This window comes from Pseudoalteromonas espejiana DSM 9414 (genome assembly GCF_002221525.1).
GTDB lineage: Bacteria > Pseudomonadota > Gammaproteobacteria > Enterobacterales > Alteromonadaceae > Pseudoalteromonas > Pseudoalteromonas espejiana.
This window is the reverse complement of sequence record NZ_CP011028.1, coordinates 874,096-895,123: the sequence shown is the minus strand read 5'-3', so window position 1 is coordinate 895,123 and position 21,028 is coordinate 874,096. Positions and strand designations below refer to the sequence as shown.

15 protein-coding genes and 3 rRNA genes are annotated in these 21,028 nt (G+C 43.3%); 4 read left to right on the top strand and 14 right to left on the bottom strand.

Annotated features, from left to right (window positions below; all coding sequences use genetic code 11):
• The 11 genes from gspM to gspC all read right to left on the bottom strand — a co-directional run bounded on the left by gspM (nt 1) and on the right by gspC (nt 10,627).
• Nucleotides 1-474 (bottom strand): type II secretion system protein GspM, encoded by a 474-nt coding sequence (gene gspM / locus PESP_RS04065; protein WP_089346884.1) that lies wholly within the window; start codon nt 472-474, stop codon nt 1-3.
• Nucleotides 471-1,679: a type II secretion system protein GspL gene (gene gspL, locus PESP_RS04060; protein WP_089346883.1), complete on the bottom strand. Its 1,209-nt coding sequence runs from the start codon at nt 1,677-1,679 to the stop codon at nt 471-473. Before gspL ends, gspM begins: the two co-directional genes overlap by 4 nt.
• A complete protein-coding gene (gspK, locus tag PESP_RS04055) occupies nt 1,676-2,662 on the bottom strand; it encodes a type II secretion system minor pseudopilin GspK (RefSeq protein ID WP_089346882.1) in 987 nt (328 codons plus the stop codon). Before gspK ends, gspL begins: the two co-directional genes overlap by 4 nt.
• Nucleotides 2,659-3,282, bottom strand: a complete 624-nt coding sequence (gene gspJ, locus PESP_RS04050) for a type II secretion system minor pseudopilin GspJ (protein WP_089346881.1) — start codon at nt 3,280-3,282, stop codon at nt 2,659-2,661. Before gspJ ends, gspK begins: the two co-directional genes overlap by 4 nt.
• 3 nt (nt 3,283-3,285) lie before the next feature.
• Nucleotides 3,286-3,657, bottom strand: a complete 372-nt coding sequence (gene gspI, locus PESP_RS04045) for a type II secretion system minor pseudopilin GspI (protein WP_089346880.1) — start codon at nt 3,655-3,657, stop codon at nt 3,286-3,288.
• Entirely contained in the window at nt 3,657-4,244 is a 588-nt protein-coding gene (locus PESP_RS04040) for a pilus assembly FimT family protein (protein ID WP_089346879.1), read from the bottom strand. The genes gspI and PESP_RS04040 overlap by 1 nt, the downstream gene beginning before the upstream one ends.
• A gap of 49 nt (nt 4,245-4,293) precedes the next feature.
• Nucleotides 4,294-4,716: a type II secretion system major pseudopilin GspG gene (gene gspG / locus PESP_RS04035; protein WP_004588447.1), complete on the bottom strand. Its 423-nt coding sequence runs from the start codon at nt 4,714-4,716 to the stop codon at nt 4,294-4,296.
• A 77-nt stretch (nt 4,717-4,793) separates the two neighbouring features.
• The gene (gene gspF / locus PESP_RS04030; RefSeq protein WP_089346878.1) at nt 4,794-6,029 is read right to left on the bottom strand and encodes a type II secretion system inner membrane protein GspF; all 1,236 of its coding nucleotides are present in this window, start codon (nt 6,027-6,029) and stop codon (nt 4,794-4,796) included.
• A gap of 2 nt (nt 6,030-6,031) precedes the next feature.
• Complete coding sequence (gspE, locus tag PESP_RS04025) at nt 6,032-7,600, bottom strand: type II secretion system ATPase GspE (RefSeq protein WP_089346877.1); 1,569 nt, start codon at nt 7,598-7,600, stop codon at nt 6,032-6,034.
• On the bottom strand, nt 7,593-9,662 hold the full coding sequence (gene gspD, locus PESP_RS04020; RefSeq protein ID WP_089346876.1) for a type II secretion system secretin GspD: 2,070 nt from the start codon (nt 9,660-9,662) through the stop codon (nt 7,593-7,595). Before gspD ends, gspE begins: the two co-directional genes overlap by 8 nt.
• A gap of 23 nt (nt 9,663-9,685) precedes the next feature.
• Nucleotides 9,686-10,627, bottom strand: coding sequence for a type II secretion system protein GspC (gene gspC / locus PESP_RS04015; protein WP_089346875.1), 942 nt, complete (start codon nt 10,625-10,627; stop codon nt 9,686-9,688).
• A 213-nt stretch (nt 10,628-10,840) separates the two neighbouring features.
• On the opposite strand from gspC, the gene hslR reads away from it, so the two are divergent.
• The 4 genes from hslR to PESP_RS03995 all read left to right on the top strand — a co-directional run bounded on the left by hslR (nt 10,841) and on the right by PESP_RS03995 (nt 15,393).
• Nucleotides 10,841-11,263 (top strand): ribosome-associated heat shock protein Hsp15, encoded by a 423-nt coding sequence (gene hslR / locus PESP_RS04010; RefSeq protein ID WP_089346874.1) that lies wholly within the window; start codon nt 10,841-10,843, stop codon nt 11,261-11,263.
• 12 nt (nt 11,264-11,275) lie between these two features.
• Nucleotides 11,276-12,121, top strand: a complete 846-nt coding sequence (hslO, locus tag PESP_RS04005) for an Hsp33 family molecular chaperone HslO (RefSeq protein WP_089346873.1) — start codon at nt 11,276-11,278, stop codon at nt 12,119-12,121.
• Nucleotides 12,122-12,388: 267 nt separating this feature from the next.
• Nucleotides 12,389-13,927, top strand: a complete 1,539-nt coding sequence (locus PESP_RS04000; RefSeq protein WP_089346872.1) for a phosphoenolpyruvate carboxykinase — start codon at nt 12,389-12,391, stop codon at nt 13,925-13,927.
• A 318-nt stretch (nt 13,928-14,245) separates the two neighbouring features.
• A protein-coding gene (locus PESP_RS03995) for an IS3 family transposase (protein ID WP_089346871.1) occupies nt 14,246-15,393 on the top strand; the annotation gives its coding sequence in 2 pieces (ribosomal slippage) (nt 14,246-14,483 and nt 14,483-15,393; 1,149 coding nt in all).
• A 583-nt stretch (nt 15,394-15,976) separates the two neighbouring features.
• On the opposite strand, the gene rrf is transcribed toward PESP_RS03995, so the two are convergent.
• The 3 genes from rrf to PESP_RS03980 form a co-directional block, all read right to left on the bottom strand.
• Nucleotides 15,977-16,091: ribosomal RNA gene (gene rrf, locus PESP_RS03990) — 5S ribosomal RNA — on the bottom strand.
• A 143-nt stretch (nt 16,092-16,234) separates the two neighbouring features.
• Nucleotides 16,235-19,121: ribosomal RNA gene (locus PESP_RS03985) — 23S ribosomal RNA — on the bottom strand.
• 294 nt (nt 19,122-19,415) lie between these two features.
• Nucleotides 19,416-20,951, bottom strand: a 16S ribosomal RNA gene (locus tag PESP_RS03980).
• The 16S, 23S and 5S rRNA genes sit together here, the layout of an rRNA operon.
• Between the last annotated feature and the right edge of the window lie 77 nt (nt 20,952-21,028).

Genomic DNA, 21,028 nt, shown 5'->3' with positions numbered 1-21,028 from the left:
TTACTTCTCTAGTACTAAGCGGCTTACACGAACAAAACCTGACTTATCGTCTTTACTTAAATCGAGGTTTTCTACTCGTAAACCATGCTGATTAACCAGTTCATCTAACCACTCTATAAGTTGATTGAATTCTACTGAATCGAGGGTTAAACGTAATGAGTTATCGTTAGGCTGCATTTTACTAATATTGATACGGTAACGGCTACGCGTAGAGTTAACTACTTGGCTAATATTCTGATTACTTATTGCCTGCGTATTACCCGCCGCTTTTAACTTAACTATGCTTTGATCAACCCATACAAGTAACTCTTGTTGGCTCACATACGATTGCTTAGCTTTATCAATAGCGTTATTTAGCGGCCTAAAAATACCCATAACTAAAACAAAAATAACAAATATACCACCGGCAACCATAACCAGTTGTTGCTCTTGTTCTTTTAATGAGCGCCAATATTGTATTAATTGTTTTTTCATACTGCACCTCGCAGTTTTATTTCGCCTACAACAAAGTCGCCATCGTTATTTAGTGAGCCTTGTTCAACCGTTAAGCCCTGTTGCTCTAATATACTTTTAACTTTACCAAATGTTTGAAAGTCTTTAGCGCGGGCACGAATGCGTAACTCGTTGCGGCGCTTATCGTAGCGTAGTGTTTCTGGGGTAAATTCGCTTACTTGTGAAAACACCACCACTAGCTGTGTGGTTAAATCTAAGAAACCGGCTTCGCTTTCGCCATTAATGGTTTTAAGCGCACCTCTAATTTGGCTTTTTATTAAGTTAGGACGTACCTTTGTACCAGGAAATGCTTTTTGGTATTTATCGACCACCTGGGCTTTAGCTAGTTCAACCTGTGAGTTAAGCTGATTTAGCTCAACCAGTTTGATAGCAATAGTAGCTACAAGCGCAACACCGGTAATTACAGCGGCCCCTTTCCAGTAACCCCACCACAATGCACTTTTCTTTTTTAGCTGATACATGCCTTGGCGTAAATTAAATTTAACGTTAGTCAATTGTTTAGCAAATAATGCAAGTGGTAAATCATAGTCGCTGGTTTGTGAAATTAAATTAATACTTTCTGGAAACTGATTAGCGGGGCTAAAATGCTTTACATTAGGCTCTCCCAAAGCAGCTAAGTAGTCGCCTAACCAGCTATTTTCAACAGCACTAATATGCCAGTCACCTTTTTTAAATAGCCATTGGTTATTCAGCTCTATTGCACTTAAGGTATCATTATCGCTTGTAGGCAATAATAAGGCATCTGGCAAAATGGTGTACACCGCTAAGTTATGCTCGGTAAATAACGCAAGCCAGCCTTCAAACCACTCTCGGTCGGTGAGCGCTACTTTTATTGCATGCTGCTCATCAAGCATGGTTGGATCACCAATTGCGATAAACAACTCATCAATGTCACAAGCAATATCTTCTTCAAGCATATAAGGCAGCGCTTGCTCTAGCTTACGATTCCACTTGGTGGGTAAAGCTACAGTTTTAAGCTGTACCTGATCGCTTGGCAGCAATACCACAACTTCTCGCGTTTGGGCTTTTTCGCTTAATTCATTTAAACGACTCGCATTAGTTAATTCGCCACTGGCAATTATTTCTTGTTCTTGTGATGAGTAAATTAACCAATTTAATTTATCTTGCTCTGTTTGACCCGTGCGGATCAGCAGTATTTCTGTCACTGTACGCCTCCAAATTTTCGCGCCAGTATCGTTACTTCGCCATTGTTAGCATGAAGTAATGTGGTCATCGAAAAACGCAAATCAACAAATGTTGCCTGCGTTTGTAATTTAAAATATTCGCTGTTAATGCTAAATAGCTCTTTAACCGAATCTAAGTTTGCACCGCCCTGCTGCTGCACTTCGGAAAAAAACTCGTCTATGCTATCAAAACCGGCATCGGGGCGAGCAGAAATAACCGCTTCGGCTCCTGATAGGGGTAATTCATCAATCATGGCACTTAAAATAAGCGCCTGTTCTGGCAATAAAGTATTTACGTTAATTGATAGTAACGTGCTACCAGGAATAACACATACATAAGGCAAAACTTTTTCCATTACTAATGGATTAAAACCTTTAACCAAACGCAATTCAGACGGTGATGCAAATAAACTGTTTGCACTCATGTAAGGGTAATCGCGCGACAAGTATTCATCTTCTTCAGCACCTGAGCGATAAGTAATGCTGTCTTCATCTAGCCAATCAAATACACTGTCGGCCATTGCTTCCTCGCTTTCCTCGGCGGGTAAGTCTTCTATGTTTTCAAGTAATGCAAATAGTGCTTTGTGAGCTGGGTTTGTTTTACTGGTAGAATTTGCATCGGGCTCTTCCCCTAATGCATTTAAATTTAAACACGCTTGAAGGTCTGTAATATTGCCGCTCAGTGTACCGTTATCTACTGGATATTGCGTATCGCCTTGCGCTGCCCACACCTGATCCAATGCTGTTTTGTCTGCATCGTTTTCTTTACTTAATTTTAGGGCTTTTATTGCCAATTCTTCAGCGCCATAGGCGTACCATTTAGCTTGCTGATGCCCTTGTAGGTTAGTGCTTTTTTGTACCTGCACGACTAAATTAGCACTCATTTCTACAGCTAAAATAGCGGCAAGTGCCACTATAAATAATACAATAACTAACGCGGCCCCACGTGAAGAGTGTTTATTCATGAGGTACTCTCTGTACTGCCTTTACCAAGCCCTGGCACTAAAAATACACGCCGAATTGGCTCTGCGTCAATTTGCTGCAACGTTACTGCAACCGCTTTGGGTAATGCTTTTATTTGCCATTGCTCTTGCCATTCATTGTTGGCGCCTAAAAACTCAAACTTAAGCTCTTCTACGTTTGTTAAAACAACTTGCACACGTGGCTCCATATTATCGAGCTGGTCAACATAGACTCTGTAAACGCGTTCTAAATTGTCATCAAATACTCTGTAACCTACCGCTTGTAACTCTGACCGAGGAAGCAAGTTTATCGGGTTTACCCAGCCATCGCGCACAAAAGCGATACCGTCGTACTGGCTCTCTAATATGTAGCGCCCAGCAAGTAAATATTGTTCTTGTGCATCACCGGCTTCGTTACGAACTGTACGTTGGGTCATTTGGCTAAAATCTTGATCCATCAATCTAAATGCAGTTTGTAACCCGTTGAGCTCTGCTATTTTCTCGTCTGAGGCTTCTTTAGCTTTGGTGGTTGAGTCTAAAATTTGGTGAGTAGCCATAATTACAACGGCTAAAATAGCCATGGCGACTAATACTTCGATTAATGTAAATCCGCGTTGCTTCACTTACTAACTACCTTTATTTAAATAAGTTGAAAGCTCGTACACCGATTGTTCGTACTTTTCATCGCTGAATACGTTAATAGTTACTTTTACAAAACTTTTATCGGCCGTTGCCGTTATTTCTTGTTTCCAAAACCACTCTGTTCCACCCATGACTTCGCTACCACGTTTGCCATTTTTGGCTTGCCAGTCTTTACCTTTACTACGCTGCACAACAAGTACGTTTTCGGCAACCCAAGAGGCATACGTTTGCTCTTCTAACGTACTTAGATGATTTATATGCTCACCGGTTGCTTGCATTGCAGCAATGCCAGCCATTGCACAAATACTTAACGCAACAAGCACTTCTAATAAGGTAAAGCCTTTATTAAACGTCATTATTGTGGCTCTTTTCGCAAGTTAACAGGCGCTGTAAACTCACCTTCAATGTAGTAAACAGGTTCACTTTGTTCTTTTAGTTCAACAATAAGCTGAAATGCACTCACCTCACCCGATGATAAAATAAGCACTTGCGGAATTTTTAGCTTTTGAAGTTCAAGTAAACTGTCTTCATCGCCGCCACTCATCAGCTCTCGCCAATTAGCTTGCTCAAGTAGGTTGTCTTGTGACCAGGCTAAATCTTCAAGGTTAAGTGTAAGCTTTAATCGCTCATCAAGTTCTATGGGCTTGTAGAGATCTTCGCGGTCAAAAGTAATCCACTTTTCGCTATCAAATACTAAAAACTCAAGGGTGTTGTCTTCCACCATTAAACCAAGCTCTATTTGATTTAAAATAGCAAATTCTGAAGCCATGTTAATGGTGGTATGCAGCCTAAGCGCTTGTGTATCTAGCTCATCTTCGGCGCCGCCTTCTAAGCTGTATACCACCATTTTGGTGGCAAACGCGATGATCGTGAGTACCACTAAAATTTCTATTAAACTAAACCCGCGGTTATAAGCGCGCATACGATTAAGGCTTACTTGCATAGTAAGCCTCGTGTAATCGTAAATAACCGTACAACTGGGTTAACTACCATTATTGCTCGTCTTCGTTCCAGTTACCGATGTCATCATCTGTGCCGGCTTCGCCATCAGGACCCATAGAAAAAATATCAAATTTACCAATTTCTCCTGGGCTAATTAGCTGGTACGGGTTACCCCATGGATCTTCTGGTAGCTCATTAACAAAGCCACCATCAGGAAAACGCTTAGGAATTGGCTCAATACTTGTTTTGTTCACAAGCGCTTCTAGGCCTTGCTCTGTACTTGGATAGCTTTTATTTTTAAGCTTGTACAAGCTCATAGCATCTTCAAGCTGTTGAATATCTAAATGTGCTTTATCGATAGCTGCTTCTTCTTGCTGGCCCATAATATTAGGTGCCACAATCGACATAATCATCCCGATGATAACCAATACCACCATTACTTCGAGTAAAGAAAAACCTGATTGTTTATTCACGTAAATACCTCTTTTTCCAAAACATAATTTAATTAGGAATAACTCAAGTTAGTATTAACTTGAGTAACCCCTTAAAGCTAAAGTCCAACAGCTTTATTCATTGCCATAATTGGCTGTAAAATAGCCATTACTATAAACAGAACAATAACCGCCATTGAGGCAATCATTGCTGGCTCTAATAATTTTAATGATACGTTTACCATGCTTTCAAACTCGCGGTCTTGGTTATTAGCCGCGCGCTCTAACATTTGTTCTAGCTCACCTGATTTTTCACCACTGGCAATCATGTGCAGCATCATCGGAGGAAACAGCTTAGTTTGCTGTAAAGCCGCCCTTAGGCTTGCCCCCTCACTTACTCTATCAGCAGCATCAGCCACAGACTTTTTCATTTTTTGATTTGCCAATACCCCACCCGAAATACGCATACCTTCAAGTAGTGGCACTGAGCTTGACGACAAAATACTTAGCGTACGTGCAAACCGTGCGGTGTTAATACCTCGTGCCACTTTACCAAACCCAGGCATATGTAACACGCGGTCATCCCACCAAAGTCTAATTTTAGGTTGTTTAAGCGCATGCTTTATACCTATTGTTAGCGCAGTGATTACTAACAAACTTGCAAACCAATAATTTTGTACAAAGTGACTACCCGCCATTACCCATTCTGTGGTCCATGGGAGTACTTGCTTGGTTTTTTCGAAGGTTTTTAAAATTTTGGGTACCACAGTACCAAGCAACACCGACACAATACCAATAGCAAAAATAACCAAAATAGTAGGATAAACCATAGCTTGAGTTATTTGGCTGCGCATATGTTGGCGCTGCTCTGTGTAATCGGCAAGACGGTTAAGTACTTGGTCAAGATGACCAGACTTTTCGCCCGCGGCGACCATGGCGCGATATAAATCGTCGAACACATGAGGGAACTCACTCATGCCATCAGCTAGTGTGTAACCTTCCACTACTTTTGAGCGCACCGACATAAGCATACGTTTTAAGCGGGGCTTTTCACACTGCTCAGCAACCGCCATTACAGCACCCTCAACAGGTAATGCCGATTGAATAAGCGTGGCAAGCTGGCGAGTAATAAGGGCTAGGTCGGAGGTCGAAACACTCGGCTTAAAAAAGCTGCCTAATACCGGTGCTTTTGCACCTTTAACTTGCTTGTCGCCCTCAGCTGCAGGCACAACTTCAAGTGGTGTAAGCTTTTTTTCACGTAATGCTTGGCGAATTTGCTTAGCAGTATCGGCTTCTAAAATGCCTTTTTGTTCTTTACCTCGGCCATCTAGGGCTCGGTATTCAAACGCCGCCATGGTTAGGCTTCCTCACGGGTAACGCGCAGTACTTCTTCAAGTGTGGTTTTACCTGCCAGTACTCGACTACAGCCATCTTGGCGTATGCTTGGGCTTTTTTTACGAATGTATTTTTCTACGCTTTGCTCGCCTTTACCGCTATGAATCATCTCGCGTATTGCTTCATCAACAACAAGTAATTCATGAATACCTGTACGGCCGCGGTAACCATTAAAGTTACACTCTTCACAGCCTACTGCACGGTAAATGGTCGGTGCATTGTCAAAAGGCACACCAAGTAACTCACATTCGCGCTCATCAGCCGTGTGACCTTCTTTACAGCTATTACACAAAGTACGCACTAAGCGCTGAGAAAGCACCCCTAATAGCGATGATGAAAGTAAAAATGGCTCTACGCCCATATCTTCCATACGTGTAATCGCACCCGAAGCGGTATTTGTATGCAGTGTAGACATTACCAAGTGGCCCGTAAGTGATGCTTGTACACCTATTTGCGCGGTTTCAAGGTCACGTATTTCACCCACCATTACTACATCAGGGTCTTGACGTAATATTGCACGAAGGCCACGGGCAAAGGTCATATCTACTTTGGTATTTACCTGTGTTTGGCCTATGCCTGGGATTTCGTACTCAATTGGATCTTCGACGGTTAATATATTGCGATCTCGCGAGTTTATTTGGCTCATACCGGCATAGAGCGTGGTACTTTTACCAGAGCCCGTAGGGCCGGTAACCAAAATAATACCGTGTGGTTTACTAATTAAATCGGCAAACAACTCTCGGTTTTGAGATGTCATGCCTAAATCTTCTAAATTTAAGCGGGCGTTATTTTTATCTAGTAAACGCAGTACTACACGCTCGCCAAAGCTCGATGGCATAGTTGATACACGCACATCTACCGCGCGCCCAGCTATACGCAAGCTTATACGGCCATCTTGCGGGATACGTTTTTCTGCTATATCAAGCTTGGCCATTACTTTAATACGCGATACTAATAACGAAGCAAGCTTACGATTAGGCTTAAGCACTTCTTTTAATACACCATCAACCCTAAAGCGAATCACTAGCTCTTGCTCAAAGGTTTCGATATGTATATCGGAGGCGCCTTCCTTAATTGCTTCGCTTAGCATGGCATTAATTAGCTTGATTATTGGCGCGTCATCGTCGCCTGCTAATAAATCTTCGGTTTGTGGGAGCTCATCGGCCAGTGAAAACAAATCCACTTCGTTACCAATGTCTTCCATCATTTGCTGAGTTTCAGAGCTATCGCGTTGATATGCGGCCTCTAATAACAATTCAAACTTATCATCTGCTAGTTGCTCTAAAGTAAACCCGTTGCCAGCAATGCGGCGCACCTCTAAAAGTACTTCTACATCTAGTTCACCGCGGTAATAAACAACTTGCTGCTCGTTATTTTTACTAAGCAATACACCCGCTCTTCGCGCATACGAAAAAGGTAAGCGCTTAGGCGGCAGCTCAACTAGGTCGTTGCTTGTTAATAGGTCATTAGCGTGTGATTCATCTGGGCGATGAACCACCTCTTCATTAATATTCTCAATTGCGCTAGTCATCTTCACGCTCTGCACGTTCTTTAGAACTTAATGCTTTTAAGTGCTCTTCGTACGTTGGTGGCAATATAAGCTCGTCATCCCACGACGGTAGCAATGGTACGTCTGAATTTGGCATAAGCTCTATACCATCTTCTTTCTCTTTTATTTGTTCGCCGCGAATAAAGTTATATTTATTAAAACTTAACTTATTCATATTAACGCCATCGCGAATAATCGTTGGGCGAATAAACACAATCAGATTACGCTTGCGCTTTGTGGTGTTAGTTGACTTAAATAAGTGACCTAAAATTGGGATATCACCTAAAATTGGCACCTTAGATACACTCTCTTGTACGTCTTCATCAATTAGACCGCCTAACACAACCATACCGCCATCATCAGCCATAACAGTTGTTGTAATTGCACGCTTATTAACTGAAATATCAACGGCTGTTGCACCACTTACACTTGATACTTCTTGTTCAATTAATAATTGTACCGCTGAGCCATCATTTATTTGCGGCGTGACTTTAAGTTTTACACCCACTTCTTGGCGTTCAATTGTTTGAAATGGATTATCGTTATTACTACCCGTTTGAGAGCCTGTAATAATAGGTACTTCTTGACCTACTATCATCGATGCTTCTTCGTTATCCATGGTCGTAATTGAAGGAGTCGCTAGTATGTTTGAGTTAGTATCGGTAGATACCGCTTGAATAATAGCGCCCCAGTCGTTTTTAACTAAGCCAAACGCCAAACCATTTACACCACTAAGTAATGATGCAAGCGCGGTGTAATCACCTTCTGACGTTTCATCGTAACTAGTAGCTAAGCCACTTTCTGAACCAATGATTGTTTGGGTTGTTGTGGTGTCTTGCGCTTGAATACCGGCAACGGCTAACGAACCGACAGGAACGGTTGAGCCATTATTAAACTGCAGCATACCACCATCTTCTGAAATCCACTGCGTACCTAAGTTAACACCATCCGATTCCATTACTTCAACAATAATGGCTTCTACTAGTACTTGTGCACGGCGAATGTCGAGCCTATCAATGACGGTCTCTAATGAGCGCATTGTATCTGGCTGAGCGGTAATAACTAACGAGTTAGAATCTGGATGTGCTTCGATGCTGGCATCGTTTTTATTAGTCGAACGAGTTTTGCTTGTGCCTTGTCCATCTTCTGCAAGTGTTTTGCTCACACCTTGTAGAACTTTTACTAAATCTTCAGCTTTGGCGTAATTTAAGTAAAATACTTTGGTATTACCTTGGCTTTCAAGCTCACCATCTAGGCGTTTTATAAGCTCTATTGCACGCGTACGTGCTTGGCCTTCGCCACTTACAATGACGCTATTAGTTCGCCCATCGGCAACTACTTTAGGAATCAAAAATTCAGGTACGCTGCCTTTACCACTATCTTTATAAATATTTTCAACTACCGAAACGACATCGTCAGCCGTTGCATATTTAAGCTTTACAATATCAACACGTTTATCGCCCGCTTGGTCAACAGAGCGAATGATCTCAACTAAGCGATTTACCGAAGCTGCATGCCCCGTTAGCATCATTACGTTTGCAGCGTTAAAGTTGGCGACATGACCACCGTCTTTTTGATCGCTAAACTGGCGCACTAATGGCCCAAGCTCTTGCACGCTTACATTTTTAACACGCACAACACGGGTGATCATCATATCGCCCGACGCTGTACTGTTTTCTGTTATTAGCGGTACATTGGATTTTTTTGCATCTGAGCTTTTTTCAATTTTAATTATACCGTTGTCCATTTCTACTGCTGAGTAGCCATACACTTCAAGTACATTTAAGAAAAATTGATAATACAGTGCTTCATCCATCAATTCATAGCTACGCACGTTTACTTTACCGCGCACATTAGGATCGATAATCACTGTTTTATTAAGGTTTTTACCAACAATATTAATAAACTCGTTGATATCTGTGCCTTTAAAGTTTGCAGCATATTCAACAGCTGAAACCGACAACGAAATACTGGCTGCTAAAAAAAGCGCTGCGTACTTAGCTAACCCTTTTTTAATTTTTTTGAGGTGTAGCACCTGAACCATTATGTTAAAACTCCAAAGCTAAGTTATTGCAGGCTAAATTGCACATCGATTTGCTCGCCATCACGCTCTATTGTAATGGTGGCATCGCTAGTATTACGCAGCTCATTAATGGCTGCCATGGCCTGTTGTAAATCTGTTAATTGGTAGCCGTTAATAGCAACGGCTAAATCATTATTTTGTAAGCCCATTTGTTTAAAAAGCGCGGGTTCTTTACCTGGGCTTAAACGATAGCCTATTAGCTCACCGTCGCTCATTGCTTGCGATACTCGAATATAATCAAATAATTTGCCAGGTTCACCGAGTAATTCTTCACGCGTTTCAATAAGCGCTTCTTTTACATCTGGGTCTGCGGTTGCGTTAATTTGTAATTCGCTTTGTGCTAATTTTTGCGGCCCCATGTCTTGCATTTCACGTGCTGCAAGTACAGGCATAGACACTTTTTTAGTAAAATCGAGTCCGTCTAGCATGAGCGTTTCATAACGGCCGTTAACACTTAAAATAACGCGGTCAGGTAATATTTGTGCTACTTCAGCGCGAGTGCCCTGAACAACCTCTTCAACTAAGTAACTCACTTGGCGGTCCTGAGATTCAATAATGGCAATACCTGCTTGGTCATCATTGCTTACAGCCACAATCCCCGTAAGGTTAATACTTAAACGAGTTTCTGGTGCATTGTTAATAACTTCGTCTTGCTGCGCAGTATTAGCTTTGTTTGTTACAGTTTTTTTACCAAACAAAAATTGCTCTATGATATTTTGCACAGAGCTAGAATTAGTGGCTTTAGATTGCCCTGAATAATGTGAAGGGGTAAGCGGTGCAGATACTGGTTGAGGCCACACTAACCAAACCAGTTTAGATAATAAATAAGCAAGATAAACAACAACTAACAACGTAACTACTGCGCTTAATTTAGCATGGGGTAGGCGTGTTAAAAATTGTTTAAGCTGTTGAATTTGCTGTTCCATAATAGTGTTCTTATTTTAATTTACTGCGTAAGCGCGTACCCATAGTACCCTTTCATTTTTCATTCAACAAGCACACTAATATTAAACTTTGTAAACAGATTAAATTAACATTGTATGGTTGCTCAAAAAAACAGCGCGCATTGTAATACCTTCATCCTACGATGATTTCATGATAAATTTTAAGATATATAAATAGTCGATTAAAGAAGCCTAATGAGTAAAAAAAACAACACCAATGCCGACTCAGACCACACCAGTGAACTAAAAGTTCGATTGGATAAATGGTTATGGGCGGCGCGCTTTTATAAAACACGCGCCCTCGCACGAGAAATGGTGCAAGGCGGCAAAGTACATTATAATGGGCAACGTACTAAAGCGAGTAAAATAGTAGAAGTTGGCGCAACTATAAAGCTTGCCCAAGGCGTTGATGAAAAGCTCATTGAAGTGCTCAAAGTGCTTGAAAAACGCCAAAGCGCCCCCATTGCACAAACCTTGTACCAAGAAACTGATGCAAGCATTGCAAAACGCGAAGAAAACGCCATCGCACGCAAAAACAACAGCTTCTTTGCTCCACATCCGGATAAAAAGCCCGATAAAAAGCAAAGGCGCGAACTTTTAAAAATGAAATCAAGTTAGGTATAGCCGCTCATGCAACAAGATTTACTTCACCGTTATTTATTCGACAAACTCGATGTTCGTGGCGAACTCGTTCAAATTGATCACGCCTACAATGAGATGATTGCTAATCACAATTACCCAGCCCCCGTTAAAGCATTATTAGGTGAGTTACTCGTTGCAACATGTTTATTAACAGCTACCTTAAAGTTTGAAGGTGAAATTGCAGTACAACTACAAGGCGACGGCCCGGTTAAGTATGCAGTGATTAACGGCGACGATAAACAAAACATGCGTGGTATTGCACGTATGCAAAGTGAAGTAACTGGCTCAACAGTTAAAGAGCTTGTAGGTAAAGGCTACATGGTAATTACGATTACTCCAACCAAAGGTGAGCGTTACCAAGGTATAGTACCTCTTGAACACGACACATTGAGTGAATGCATTGAAAGCTACTTTGAGCAATCAGAGCAATTAAAAACTCGACTTTGGTTTGCAACTAATACAAGTGAAGGTAAAGCGAAGGCGTGTGGCTTATTTTTACAAGTACTGCCAGTAGATAAACAAAAATCTATTGATGACTTTATTCACTTAGAAGCACTGAGCGATACAATAAAACCTGAAGAACTATTAGAGCTAGATGCTAATACGGTTTTAACACGCTTATACCACGAAGATAATCCACGTGTTTTTGAACCACAAGCAATTAGCTTTAAGTGTGGCTGTAGCCGAGACAAAACGATCGCCGCGTTAGTAAATGTAGGTCAGCAAGAGTTACTTGACGACGTTGCTGAAAATGGCACAGTGAATATTAGCTGTCATTATTGTTTAAAAGAATATGTGTTTGATGAGCAAGATGTAAAAAACATTTTTAACTAATTAAGCAACCCCACCTCAAAATCAGATATAAAGCCGCAAATTATGCGGTTTTATATTATAAAATGATGATACCGGTGTCATGAATTTTGTTAATTTACTGACACCGGTATCATTGAAATTATTCATGTTTTTTAGCAAATATATCTGTTTTTAGAGCCTTTACAGGCTCGAATATCTCAAATCCTTCTGTTACTATAATTTCAGCTTAAGGGAACTAAGAACCCAGAGCTATCCCGTTCAAACTCTCACACATAGTTAGGTATAAACATGACTACAAGCGCAACACGTTTTGTCGATTTAACCGCAGCTGAACTTGTCGAGCACGCGATCCGTCGTGGCGAAGGGACACTAGCCGCAAATGGAGCCTTTGTTGCAATTACAGGTAAGCGTACAGGTCGTTCACCTAAAGATCGCTTCATAGTAAAAGAGGCTACAACCGAAAATGATATCCAATGGGGTAATGTAAATCGCCCATTTGATACTGACAAATTTGACGCTTTATGGGCTCGCGTAGAAGCACATGTGCAAAGTAATGACCACTTCACCTCTCACCTAGAAGTTGGCGCAGATACCGAGCACTACCTACCTGTAGTTGTAACTACAGAAACAGCGTGGCACCATATTTTTGCTAAAAACATGTTTATCGAACCTAAATCTTATAATGCATCTGATTTACCCCAATGGCAGGTAATGAATGTACCTTCGTTTGTTTGCGACCCTCAGCGCGATGGCACAAACAGTGATGGCACGGTTATTATTAACTTTGCACAACGCAAAGTATTACTTGCTGGTATGCGTTATGCCGGTGAAATGAAAAAATCGATGTTTTCCGTTCAAAACTTTCTCCTTCCTGCTAAAGGTGTATTACCTATGCACTGCTCAGCTAATGTTGGCGAAGCAGGTGATACAGCATTATTCTTTGGCTTATCAGGCACAGGTAAAACAACCTTATCAGCCGATCCAACGCGCTTTTTAATTGGCGACGACGAACATGGCTGGGCGCCAGGTAGTGTGTTTAACATAGAAGGCGGCTGTTATGCTAAATGTATCGACCTCTCACAAAAGAACGAGCCTGTAATTTGGGATGCTATTCGCTTTGGTACAATTTTAGAAAATGTTGTATTGGATGAAACGCGCACGCCTGACTTTAATGATACAAGCTTGACACAAAACAGCCGAGCAGCTTATCCACTTGAGCACGTAGAAAAGCGAAAAGTAGAAAACCGTGCTGGTGAGCCTAAAGCCGTCGTGTTTTTAACCTGTGATGTAAGTGGAGTTTTACCTCCGGTATCAGTCCTTAGTGAAGAAGCCGCAGCGTTTCACTTTTTAAGTGGTTACACGGCAAAAGTGGGCTCGACTGAAATTGGTTCAACTAGCGATATAGAGTCTACATTCTCGACATGTTTTGGCGCGCCTTTCTTCCCGCGTCCAGCAGGTGCATACGCAGAGCTACTAATGAAGCGTGTACGTGAGTTTGGTGCTAAAGTTTACCTTGTAAATACAGGTTGGACTGGCGGCCCATACGGAACCGGTAAGCGCTTTGACATCCCAACTACTCGCGCAGTTATTGATGCAATTGTATCTGGTAAGCTTGCCAATGTTGAAACACAACACATTGACGTATTAAACTTAGAAGTACCTCTAGAAGTACCAGGTGTGGATACTAACTTACTTAACCCAATCAATACTTGGGAAGACAAAGGTATGTACGCTGAGTATGCTGCAAAGCTAGCCTCAGACTTTACTGAAAACTTTGCTAAGTACGACGTATCTGACGAAATTAAACATGCAGGTCCTAAAGCGTAAATAACGTAAAGCCTGTATAAATGCCAGCCGAGTGCTGGCATTTTTGTTTCAGGCACTTCCTTTCAGCTCATAACACACACTTTTAGTATTTAAACTGCAATCTACAAATGATCATTCCAACCCTTCCTTATTTAACAATAAATAGAGGCAATTAAAACTTATGTACTAATTCATTACACAGAATAAGGATTGCTAATACATAGTAAGCTCACTGTATGACTCTACAAAAGCGATTAGCCATTAAAGCTTTACATGGACTTCCCATAGTTTGCCAGACACCTAATGAGTTACATTGTAACTTCTAATAAGAGGTGTTTTATGAGCAAAGGCAAACGTTATACCCAAGAGTTTAAAGAAGCTGCTGTTAAACAAATTACTGAGCGCGGATATTCAGTTGCAGAAATCGCTGAACGATTAGATATTTGTACCAAAACGCTATATCACTGGCGGAGCCAATTATCAGATAAACCTAAAGCCGTTCAATCATCCGATGAAAAATTGAAGATCGCTAAATTAGAAGCACAATTGAAACGTGTCACGGAGGAACGGGATATTTTAAAAAAGGCCGCAAGGTACTTTGCCAGCAACCCCGAGTAAAGTACGGCTTCATTCGTGATCACGAAGATGAGTTTTCTATCACGACGATGTGCCGCCTTTTTAAGCTGCACCGAAGTGGTTTTTATGCGTGGTTAAAAAAGCCCTTAAGTGATAGAGCGCTTGAAGATAATCGTTTGTTGAAGCTCATTAAAGCGTTTTATGTAGCCAGTGGTGGCACGTATGGTAGCCCTTGGATACATGCAGACTTGTGTGAAGCCGGTGAGCAATGCAGCGTAAACCGTGTTGCGAAGATCATGCGACAACATAAGCTTAAAGCGCAAATTGGGTATAAGCGTCGCCATATTAAAGGCGGTAAGACATCGCGGATTGCAGATAACTTATTAGCGCGCCAATTTAACCCGCCAGCACCGAATCAATCCTGGGTTAGCGACATAACTTACATAAGAACTTATGAAGGCTTTTTATATGTGGCAACAGTAATGGACTTATTCTCTAGGCGTATTGTGGGTTGGTCGATGGATAAAAGTATGGACAAGCACCTTGTTATAAACGCATTGATAATGGCTGTATATCAACGTCAACCGAAGGCTGAGGTAATGGTGCATAGTGATCAAGGTAGCCAATACGGTAGCGCTGACTATCTCGCATTTATGAAAGAACATAATCTTGTGCCTTCGATGAGCCGCGCTGGGAACTGTCATGATAATGCGGTTGCTGAAAGCTTTTTTGCGACAATTAAAAAGCGAATAGTTAAGCGCAAGATATACTCGACACGCGAAAATGCGAAAGCTGAGATATTTAATTTTATAGAAATGTTTTACAATCCAAAAAAGCGCCATTCACACACAGGCGGTGTTTCACCTGCTAAGTTTGAAGAAGCGTATTATTCTGAGTTAAAAACTGTCTAGCGAAAGCTGGGAAGTCCAACATGCGCCCCAATTGAAAAGTAATTAAGTCCTTAGAGAAAGCTTAATACTCATATCCAAGTTATTAATAAAACGTCTAAATGTATAAATCCTACCAACAGTTTTTAAATTAGCTTAAGCAATCATGAGGCTTTAATTATTACTACCTAAGTGTACATAATAAGCTATTTAAGCAAGGTAGAGCTGCCCCGTTTCACTTTCCTGGGTTAGTGGCGGTAGCTTAGCCCGTAGAATGTCGTGGTGCCCTGAGTGATAGATAGCTACAGTGAAATGTTACTGTATTACTAATACTAGATATTGAGTGGCTTTGTGATTAAATACGCTTATAGCTACGGCTTTCTCTTATTTGAGGTCGGTGCGCTACGCAGTAGAATATAGTAGTGCCTACAGCGGTGGAGAGCCACAGTGAAATGCTACACTATCATTGTGTCGGGCCGGTCTTGTGCGGGGCTCGCCTTCGCGCTGTTTTGTTTAGCTACTGAGCTTAGTATGGGCTCTTGGTTTTGCTAAACCCCAGACAGCAAAAAAAACGCTTCATTTCTGAAGCGGCTTTCTCGTATTTGGAGCCTGGCAATGTCCTACTTTCACATAGCAAATGCTACACTATCATCGGCGCTGTTTCGTTTCACTACTGAGTTCGGCATGGGGTCAGGTGGGTCCAAAACGCTATGGTTACCAAGCAAATTTGGTCGTCAGTTCGTTTTTACGTACCAACTAAATCTGGAAAATATCTGATAATATTTTTTAAGTCTTTCTAAGTAATATCTACTTTAGCTATTAACTTCTGTCGCTTGTTTCTGTCACAAAACGCGTTTGGCGTTGTATGGTTAAGCCTCACGGGTAATTAGTACAAGTTAGCTTAATGGCTCACACCACTTCCACATCTTGCCTATCAACGTTGTAGTCTTCAACGGCCCTTCAGAGACTTTAAAAGTCTAGTGAGAAATCATCTCGAGGCCTGCTTCGCGCTTAGATGCTTTCAGCGCTTATCAGTTCCGAACGTAGCTACCGGGCAATGCCATTGGCATGACAACCCGAACACCAGCGGTTCGTTCACTCCGGTCCTCTCGTACTAGGAGCAACCCCTCTCAATTCTCAAACGCCCACGGCAGATAGGGACCGAACTGTCTCACGACGTTCTAAACCCAGCTCGCGTACCACTTTAAATGGCGAACAGCCATACCCTTGGGACCGACTTCAGCCCCAGGATGTGATGAGCCGACATCGAGGTGCCAAACACCGCCGTCGATATGAACTCTTGGGCGGTATCAGCCTGTTATCCCCGGAGTACCTTTTATCCGTTGAGCGATGGCCCTTCCATTCAGAACCACCGGATCACTATGACCTACTTTCGTACCTGCTCGACGTGTCTGTCTCGCAGTTAAGCTGGCTTCTACCATTACACTAACCGTACGATGTCCGACCGTACTTAGCCAACCTTCGTGCTCCTCCGTTACTCTTTGGGAGGAGACCGCCCCAGTCAAACTACCCACCAGGCACTGTCCGTAACCCCGATTCAGGGGCCAACGTTAGAACATCAAAACTACAAGGGTGGTATTTCAAGGACGACTCCACAACAACTAGCGTCGCTGCTTCAAAGTCTCCCACCTATCCTACACATGTAGGTTCAATGTTCAGTGCCAAGCTGTAGTAAAGGTTCACGGGGTCTTTCCGTCTAGCCGCGGGTACACAGCATCTTCACTGCGATTTCAATTTCACTGAGTCTCGGGTGGAGACAGCGTGGCCATGGTTACACCATTCGTGCAGGTCGGAACTTACCCGACAAGGAATTTCGCTACCTTAGGACCGTTATAGTTACGGCCGCCGTTTACCGGGGCTTCGATCAAGAGCTTCTCCCTAAGGATAACCCCATCAATTAACCTTCCGGCACCGGGCAGGTGTCACACCGTATACGTCATCTTGCGATTTTGCACAGTGCTGTGTTTTTAATAAACAGTCCCAGCCACCTGGTCACTGCGGCTCCCGTCCGCTTAGAGAGCAAGTCTCATCACAGATAGGAGCGTACCTTCTCCCGAAGTTACGGTACGATTTTGCCTAGTTCCTTCACCCGAGTTCTCTCAAGCGCCTTAGTATTCTCTACCTGACCACCTGTGTCGGTTTGGGGTACGATTCGGTATAATCTGAAGCTTAGAGGCTTTTCCTGGAAGTATGGCATCAGCAACTTCACACCCTTGGGTGCTCGTCTCGTGTCTCAGCCTAACAGCAACCCGGATTTACCTAAGTCGCTAGCCTACTCACTTTCACATGGACAACCATCGCCATGCTTGCTTAGCCTTCTCCGTCCCCCCATCGCAATTATACCAAGTACGGAAATATTAATCCGTTTCCCATCGACTACGCCTTTCGGCCTCGCCTTAGGGGTCGACTTACCCTACCCTGATTAACATGGGATAGGAACCCTTGGTCTTCCGGCGTGCGGGTTTTTCACCCGCATTATCGTTACTCATGTCAGCATTCGCACTTCTGATACGTCCAGCATACCTCCCGGTACACCTTCAACCGCTTACAGAACGCTCCCCTACCACTCATCCTAAGATGAATCCGCAGCTTCGGTGCATAGTTTAGCCCCGTTACATCTTCCGCGCAGACCGACTCGACCAGTGAGCTATTACGCTTTCTTTAAAGGATGGCTGCTTCTAAGCCAACCTCCTGGCTGTCTGGGCCTTTCCACATCGTTTCCCACTTAACTATGACTTTGGGACCTTAGCTGGCGGTCTGGGTTGTTTCCCTCTTCACGACGGACGTTAGCACCCGCCGTGTGTCTCCCGGATATTACTTTACGGTATTCGGAGTTTGCAAAGGGTTGGTAAGTCGGGATGACCCCCTAGCCTTAACAGTGCTCTACCCCCGTAAGTATTCGTCCGAGGCTCTACCTAAATAGATTTCGGGGAGAACCAGCTATCTCCCGGTTTGATTAGCCTTTCACTCCTAGCCACAGGTCATCCCCTAACTTTTCAACGTTAGTGGGTTCGGTCCTCCAGTTGATGTTACTCAACCTTCAACCTGCCCATGGCTAGATCACCGGGTTTCGGGTCTATACCTTGCAACTATTCGCCCAGTTAAGACTCGGTTTCCCTACGGCTACCCTAAACGGTTAACCTCGCTACAAAATATAAGTCGCTGACCCATTATACAAAAGGTACGCAGTCACCTAACAAGTAGGCTCCTACTGCTTGTACGTACACGGTTTCAGGTTCTATTTCACTCCCCTCACAGGGGTTCTTTTCGCCTTTCCCTCACGGTACTGGTTCACTATCGGTCAGTTGGGAGTATTTAGCCTTAGATGATGGTCCACCTATATTCAGTCAAAGTTTCACGTGCTCCGACCTACTCGATTTCACTTAAAATGTCTTTTCATGTACGGGACTATCACCCTGTATCGTGGCACTTTCCAGAGCCTTCCATTAACACATAATAAGCTTAAGGGCTGTTCCGATTTCGCTCGCCGCTACTATCGGAATCTCGGTTGATTTCTTTTCCTACGGGTACTTAGATGTTTCAGTTCTCCGCGTTCGCCTCGTTAACCTATGTATTCAGTTAACGATACCTGCAAGCAGGTGGGTTTCCCCATTCGGAAATCCTAGTCTCAAGCGCTTTTTACTAGCTTGACTAGGCTTATCGCAAGTTAATACGTCCTTCATCGCCTCCAACTGCCAAGGCATCCACCGTGTACGCTTAGTCACTTAACCATACAACCCAAACGGGTCTTTGTTATGTGACAGTTTAACTTCGCCAGAAGTTAATATTGAATACTAAAGTAGATACCAATCAATCAACTCATAAGAGTGATTAAATGGCACTGAATGATACTGCTATCATTCTTTTTTACTTTTGAAAACTCTTGATAAATACGAATATTTATCAGAATTTTATTATCAGCTTTTCCAAATTTTTAAAGAGCATATTAATTAGTAAACCCAAAGAGCATTACTAACTAACAATCATCTGTGTGGACACTACGAACAAATAAGTTCTAAATCGTATAAGGAGGTGATCCAGCCCCAGGTTCCCCTAGGGCTACCTTGTTACGACTTCACCCCAGTCATGAATCACTCCGTGGTAAACGTCCTCCCGAAGGTTAGACTATCTACTTCTGGAGCAACCCACTCCCATGGTGTGACGGGCGGTGTGTACAAGGCCCGGGAACGTATTCACCGCGTCATTCTGATACGCGATTACTAGCGATTCCGACTTCATGGAGTCGAGTTGCAGACTCCAATCCGGACTACGACGCACTTTAAGTGATTCGCTTACTCTCGCGAGTTCGCAGCACTCTGTATGCGCCATTGTAGCACGTGTGTAGCCCTACACGTAAGGGCCATGATGACTTGACGTCGTCCCCACCTTCCTCCGGTTTATCACCGGCAGTCTCCTTAGAGTTCTCAGCATTACCTGCTAGCAACTAAGGATAGGGGTTGCGCTCGTTGCGGGACTTAACCCAACATCTCACAACACGAGCTGACGACAGCCATGCAGCACCTGTATCAGAGTTCCCGAAGGCACCAAACCATCTCTGGTAAGTTCTCTGTATGTCAAGTGTAGGTAAGGTTCTTCGCGTTGCATCGAATTAAACCACATGCTCCACCGCTTGTGCGGGCCCCCGTCAATTCATTTGAGTTTTAACCTTGCGGCCGTACTCCCCAGGCGGTCTACTTAATGCGTTAGCTTTGAAAAACAGAGCCGAGGCTCCGAGCTTCTAGTAGACATCGTTTACGGCGTGGACTACCAGGGTATCTAATCCTGTTTGCTCCCCACGCTTTCGTACATGAGCGTCAGTGTTGACCCAGGTGGCTGCCTTCGCCATCGGTATTCCTTCAGATCTCTACGCATTTCACCGCTACACCTGAAATTCTACCACCCTCTATCACACTCTAGTTTGCCAGTTCGAAATGCAGTTCCCAGGTTGAGCCCGGGGCTTTCACATCTCGCTTAACAAACCGCCTGCGTACGCTTTACGCCCAGTAATTCCGATTAACGCTCGCACCCTCCGTATTACCGCGGCTGCTGGCACGGAGTTAGCCGGTGCTTCTTCTGTCAGTAACGTCACAACTAGCAGGTATTAACTACTAATCTTTCCTCCTGACTGAAAGTGCTTTACAACCCGAAGGCCTTCTTCACACACGCGGCATGGCTGCATCAGGCTTGCGCCCATTGTGCAATATTCCCCACTGCTGCCTCCCGTAGGAGTCTGGGCCGTGTCTCAGTCCCAGTGTGGCTGATCATCCTCTCAAACCAGCTAGGGATCGTTGCCTTGGTGAGCCATTACCTCACCAACTAGCTAATCCCACTTGGGCCAATCTAAAGGCGAGAGCCGAAGCCCCCTTTGGTCCGTAGACATTATGCGGTATTAGCAGTCGTTTCCAACTGTTGTCCCCCACCTCAAGGCATGTTCCCAAGCATTACTCACCCGTCCGCCGCTCGTCAGCAAAGTAGCAAGCTACTTTCTGTTACCGCTCGACTTGCATGTGTTAGGCCTGCCGCCAGCGTTCAATCTGAGCCATGATCAAACTCTTCAATTAAAAAGTTTTTATGTTCCGAAGAACAGCTCAATGAATTCTGAATTTATTTAATATCTTTCGATATTGAATTGACTGTG

Bases quoted from the DNA above. Each gene is read 5' to 3' on its own strand.
- PESP_RS04000 (WP_089346872.1), top strand. From the start codon at position 12,389: ATGACTACAAGCGCAACACGTTTTGTCGATTTAACCGCAGCTGAACTT.
- gspM (WP_089346884.1), bottom strand. From the start codon at position 474: ATGAAAAAACAATTAATACAATATTGGCGCTCATTAAAAGAACAAGAG.
- PESP_RS04040 (WP_089346879.1), bottom strand. From the start codon at position 4,244: ATGCAAGTAAGCCTTAATCGTATGCGCGCTTATAACCGCGGGTTTAGT.
- gspK (WP_089346882.1), bottom strand. From the start codon at position 2,662: ATGAATAAACACTCTTCACGTGGGGCCGCGTTAGTTATTGTATTATTT.
- gspI (WP_089346880.1), bottom strand. From the start codon at position 3,657: ATGACGTTTAATAAAGGCTTTACCTTATTAGAAGTGCTTGTTGCGTTA.
- gspD (WP_089346876.1), bottom strand. From the start codon at position 9,662: ATGGTTCAGGTGCTACACCTCAAAAAAATTAAAAAAGGGTTAGCTAAG.
- hslO (WP_089346873.1), top strand. From the start codon at position 11,276: ATGCAACAAGATTTACTTCACCGTTATTTATTCGACAAACTCGATGTT.
- gspE (WP_089346877.1), bottom strand. From the start codon at position 7,600: ATGACTAGCGCAATTGAGAATATTAATGAAGAGGTGGTTCATCGCCCA.
- gspF (WP_089346878.1), bottom strand. From the start codon at position 6,029: ATGGCGGCGTTTGAATACCGAGCCCTAGATGGCCGAGGTAAAGAACAA.
- hslR (WP_089346874.1), top strand. From the start codon at position 10,841: ATGAGTAAAAAAAACAACACCAATGCCGACTCAGACCACACCAGTGAA.
- gspC (WP_089346875.1), bottom strand. From the start codon at position 10,627: ATGGAACAGCAAATTCAACAGCTTAAACAATTTTTAACACGCCTACCC.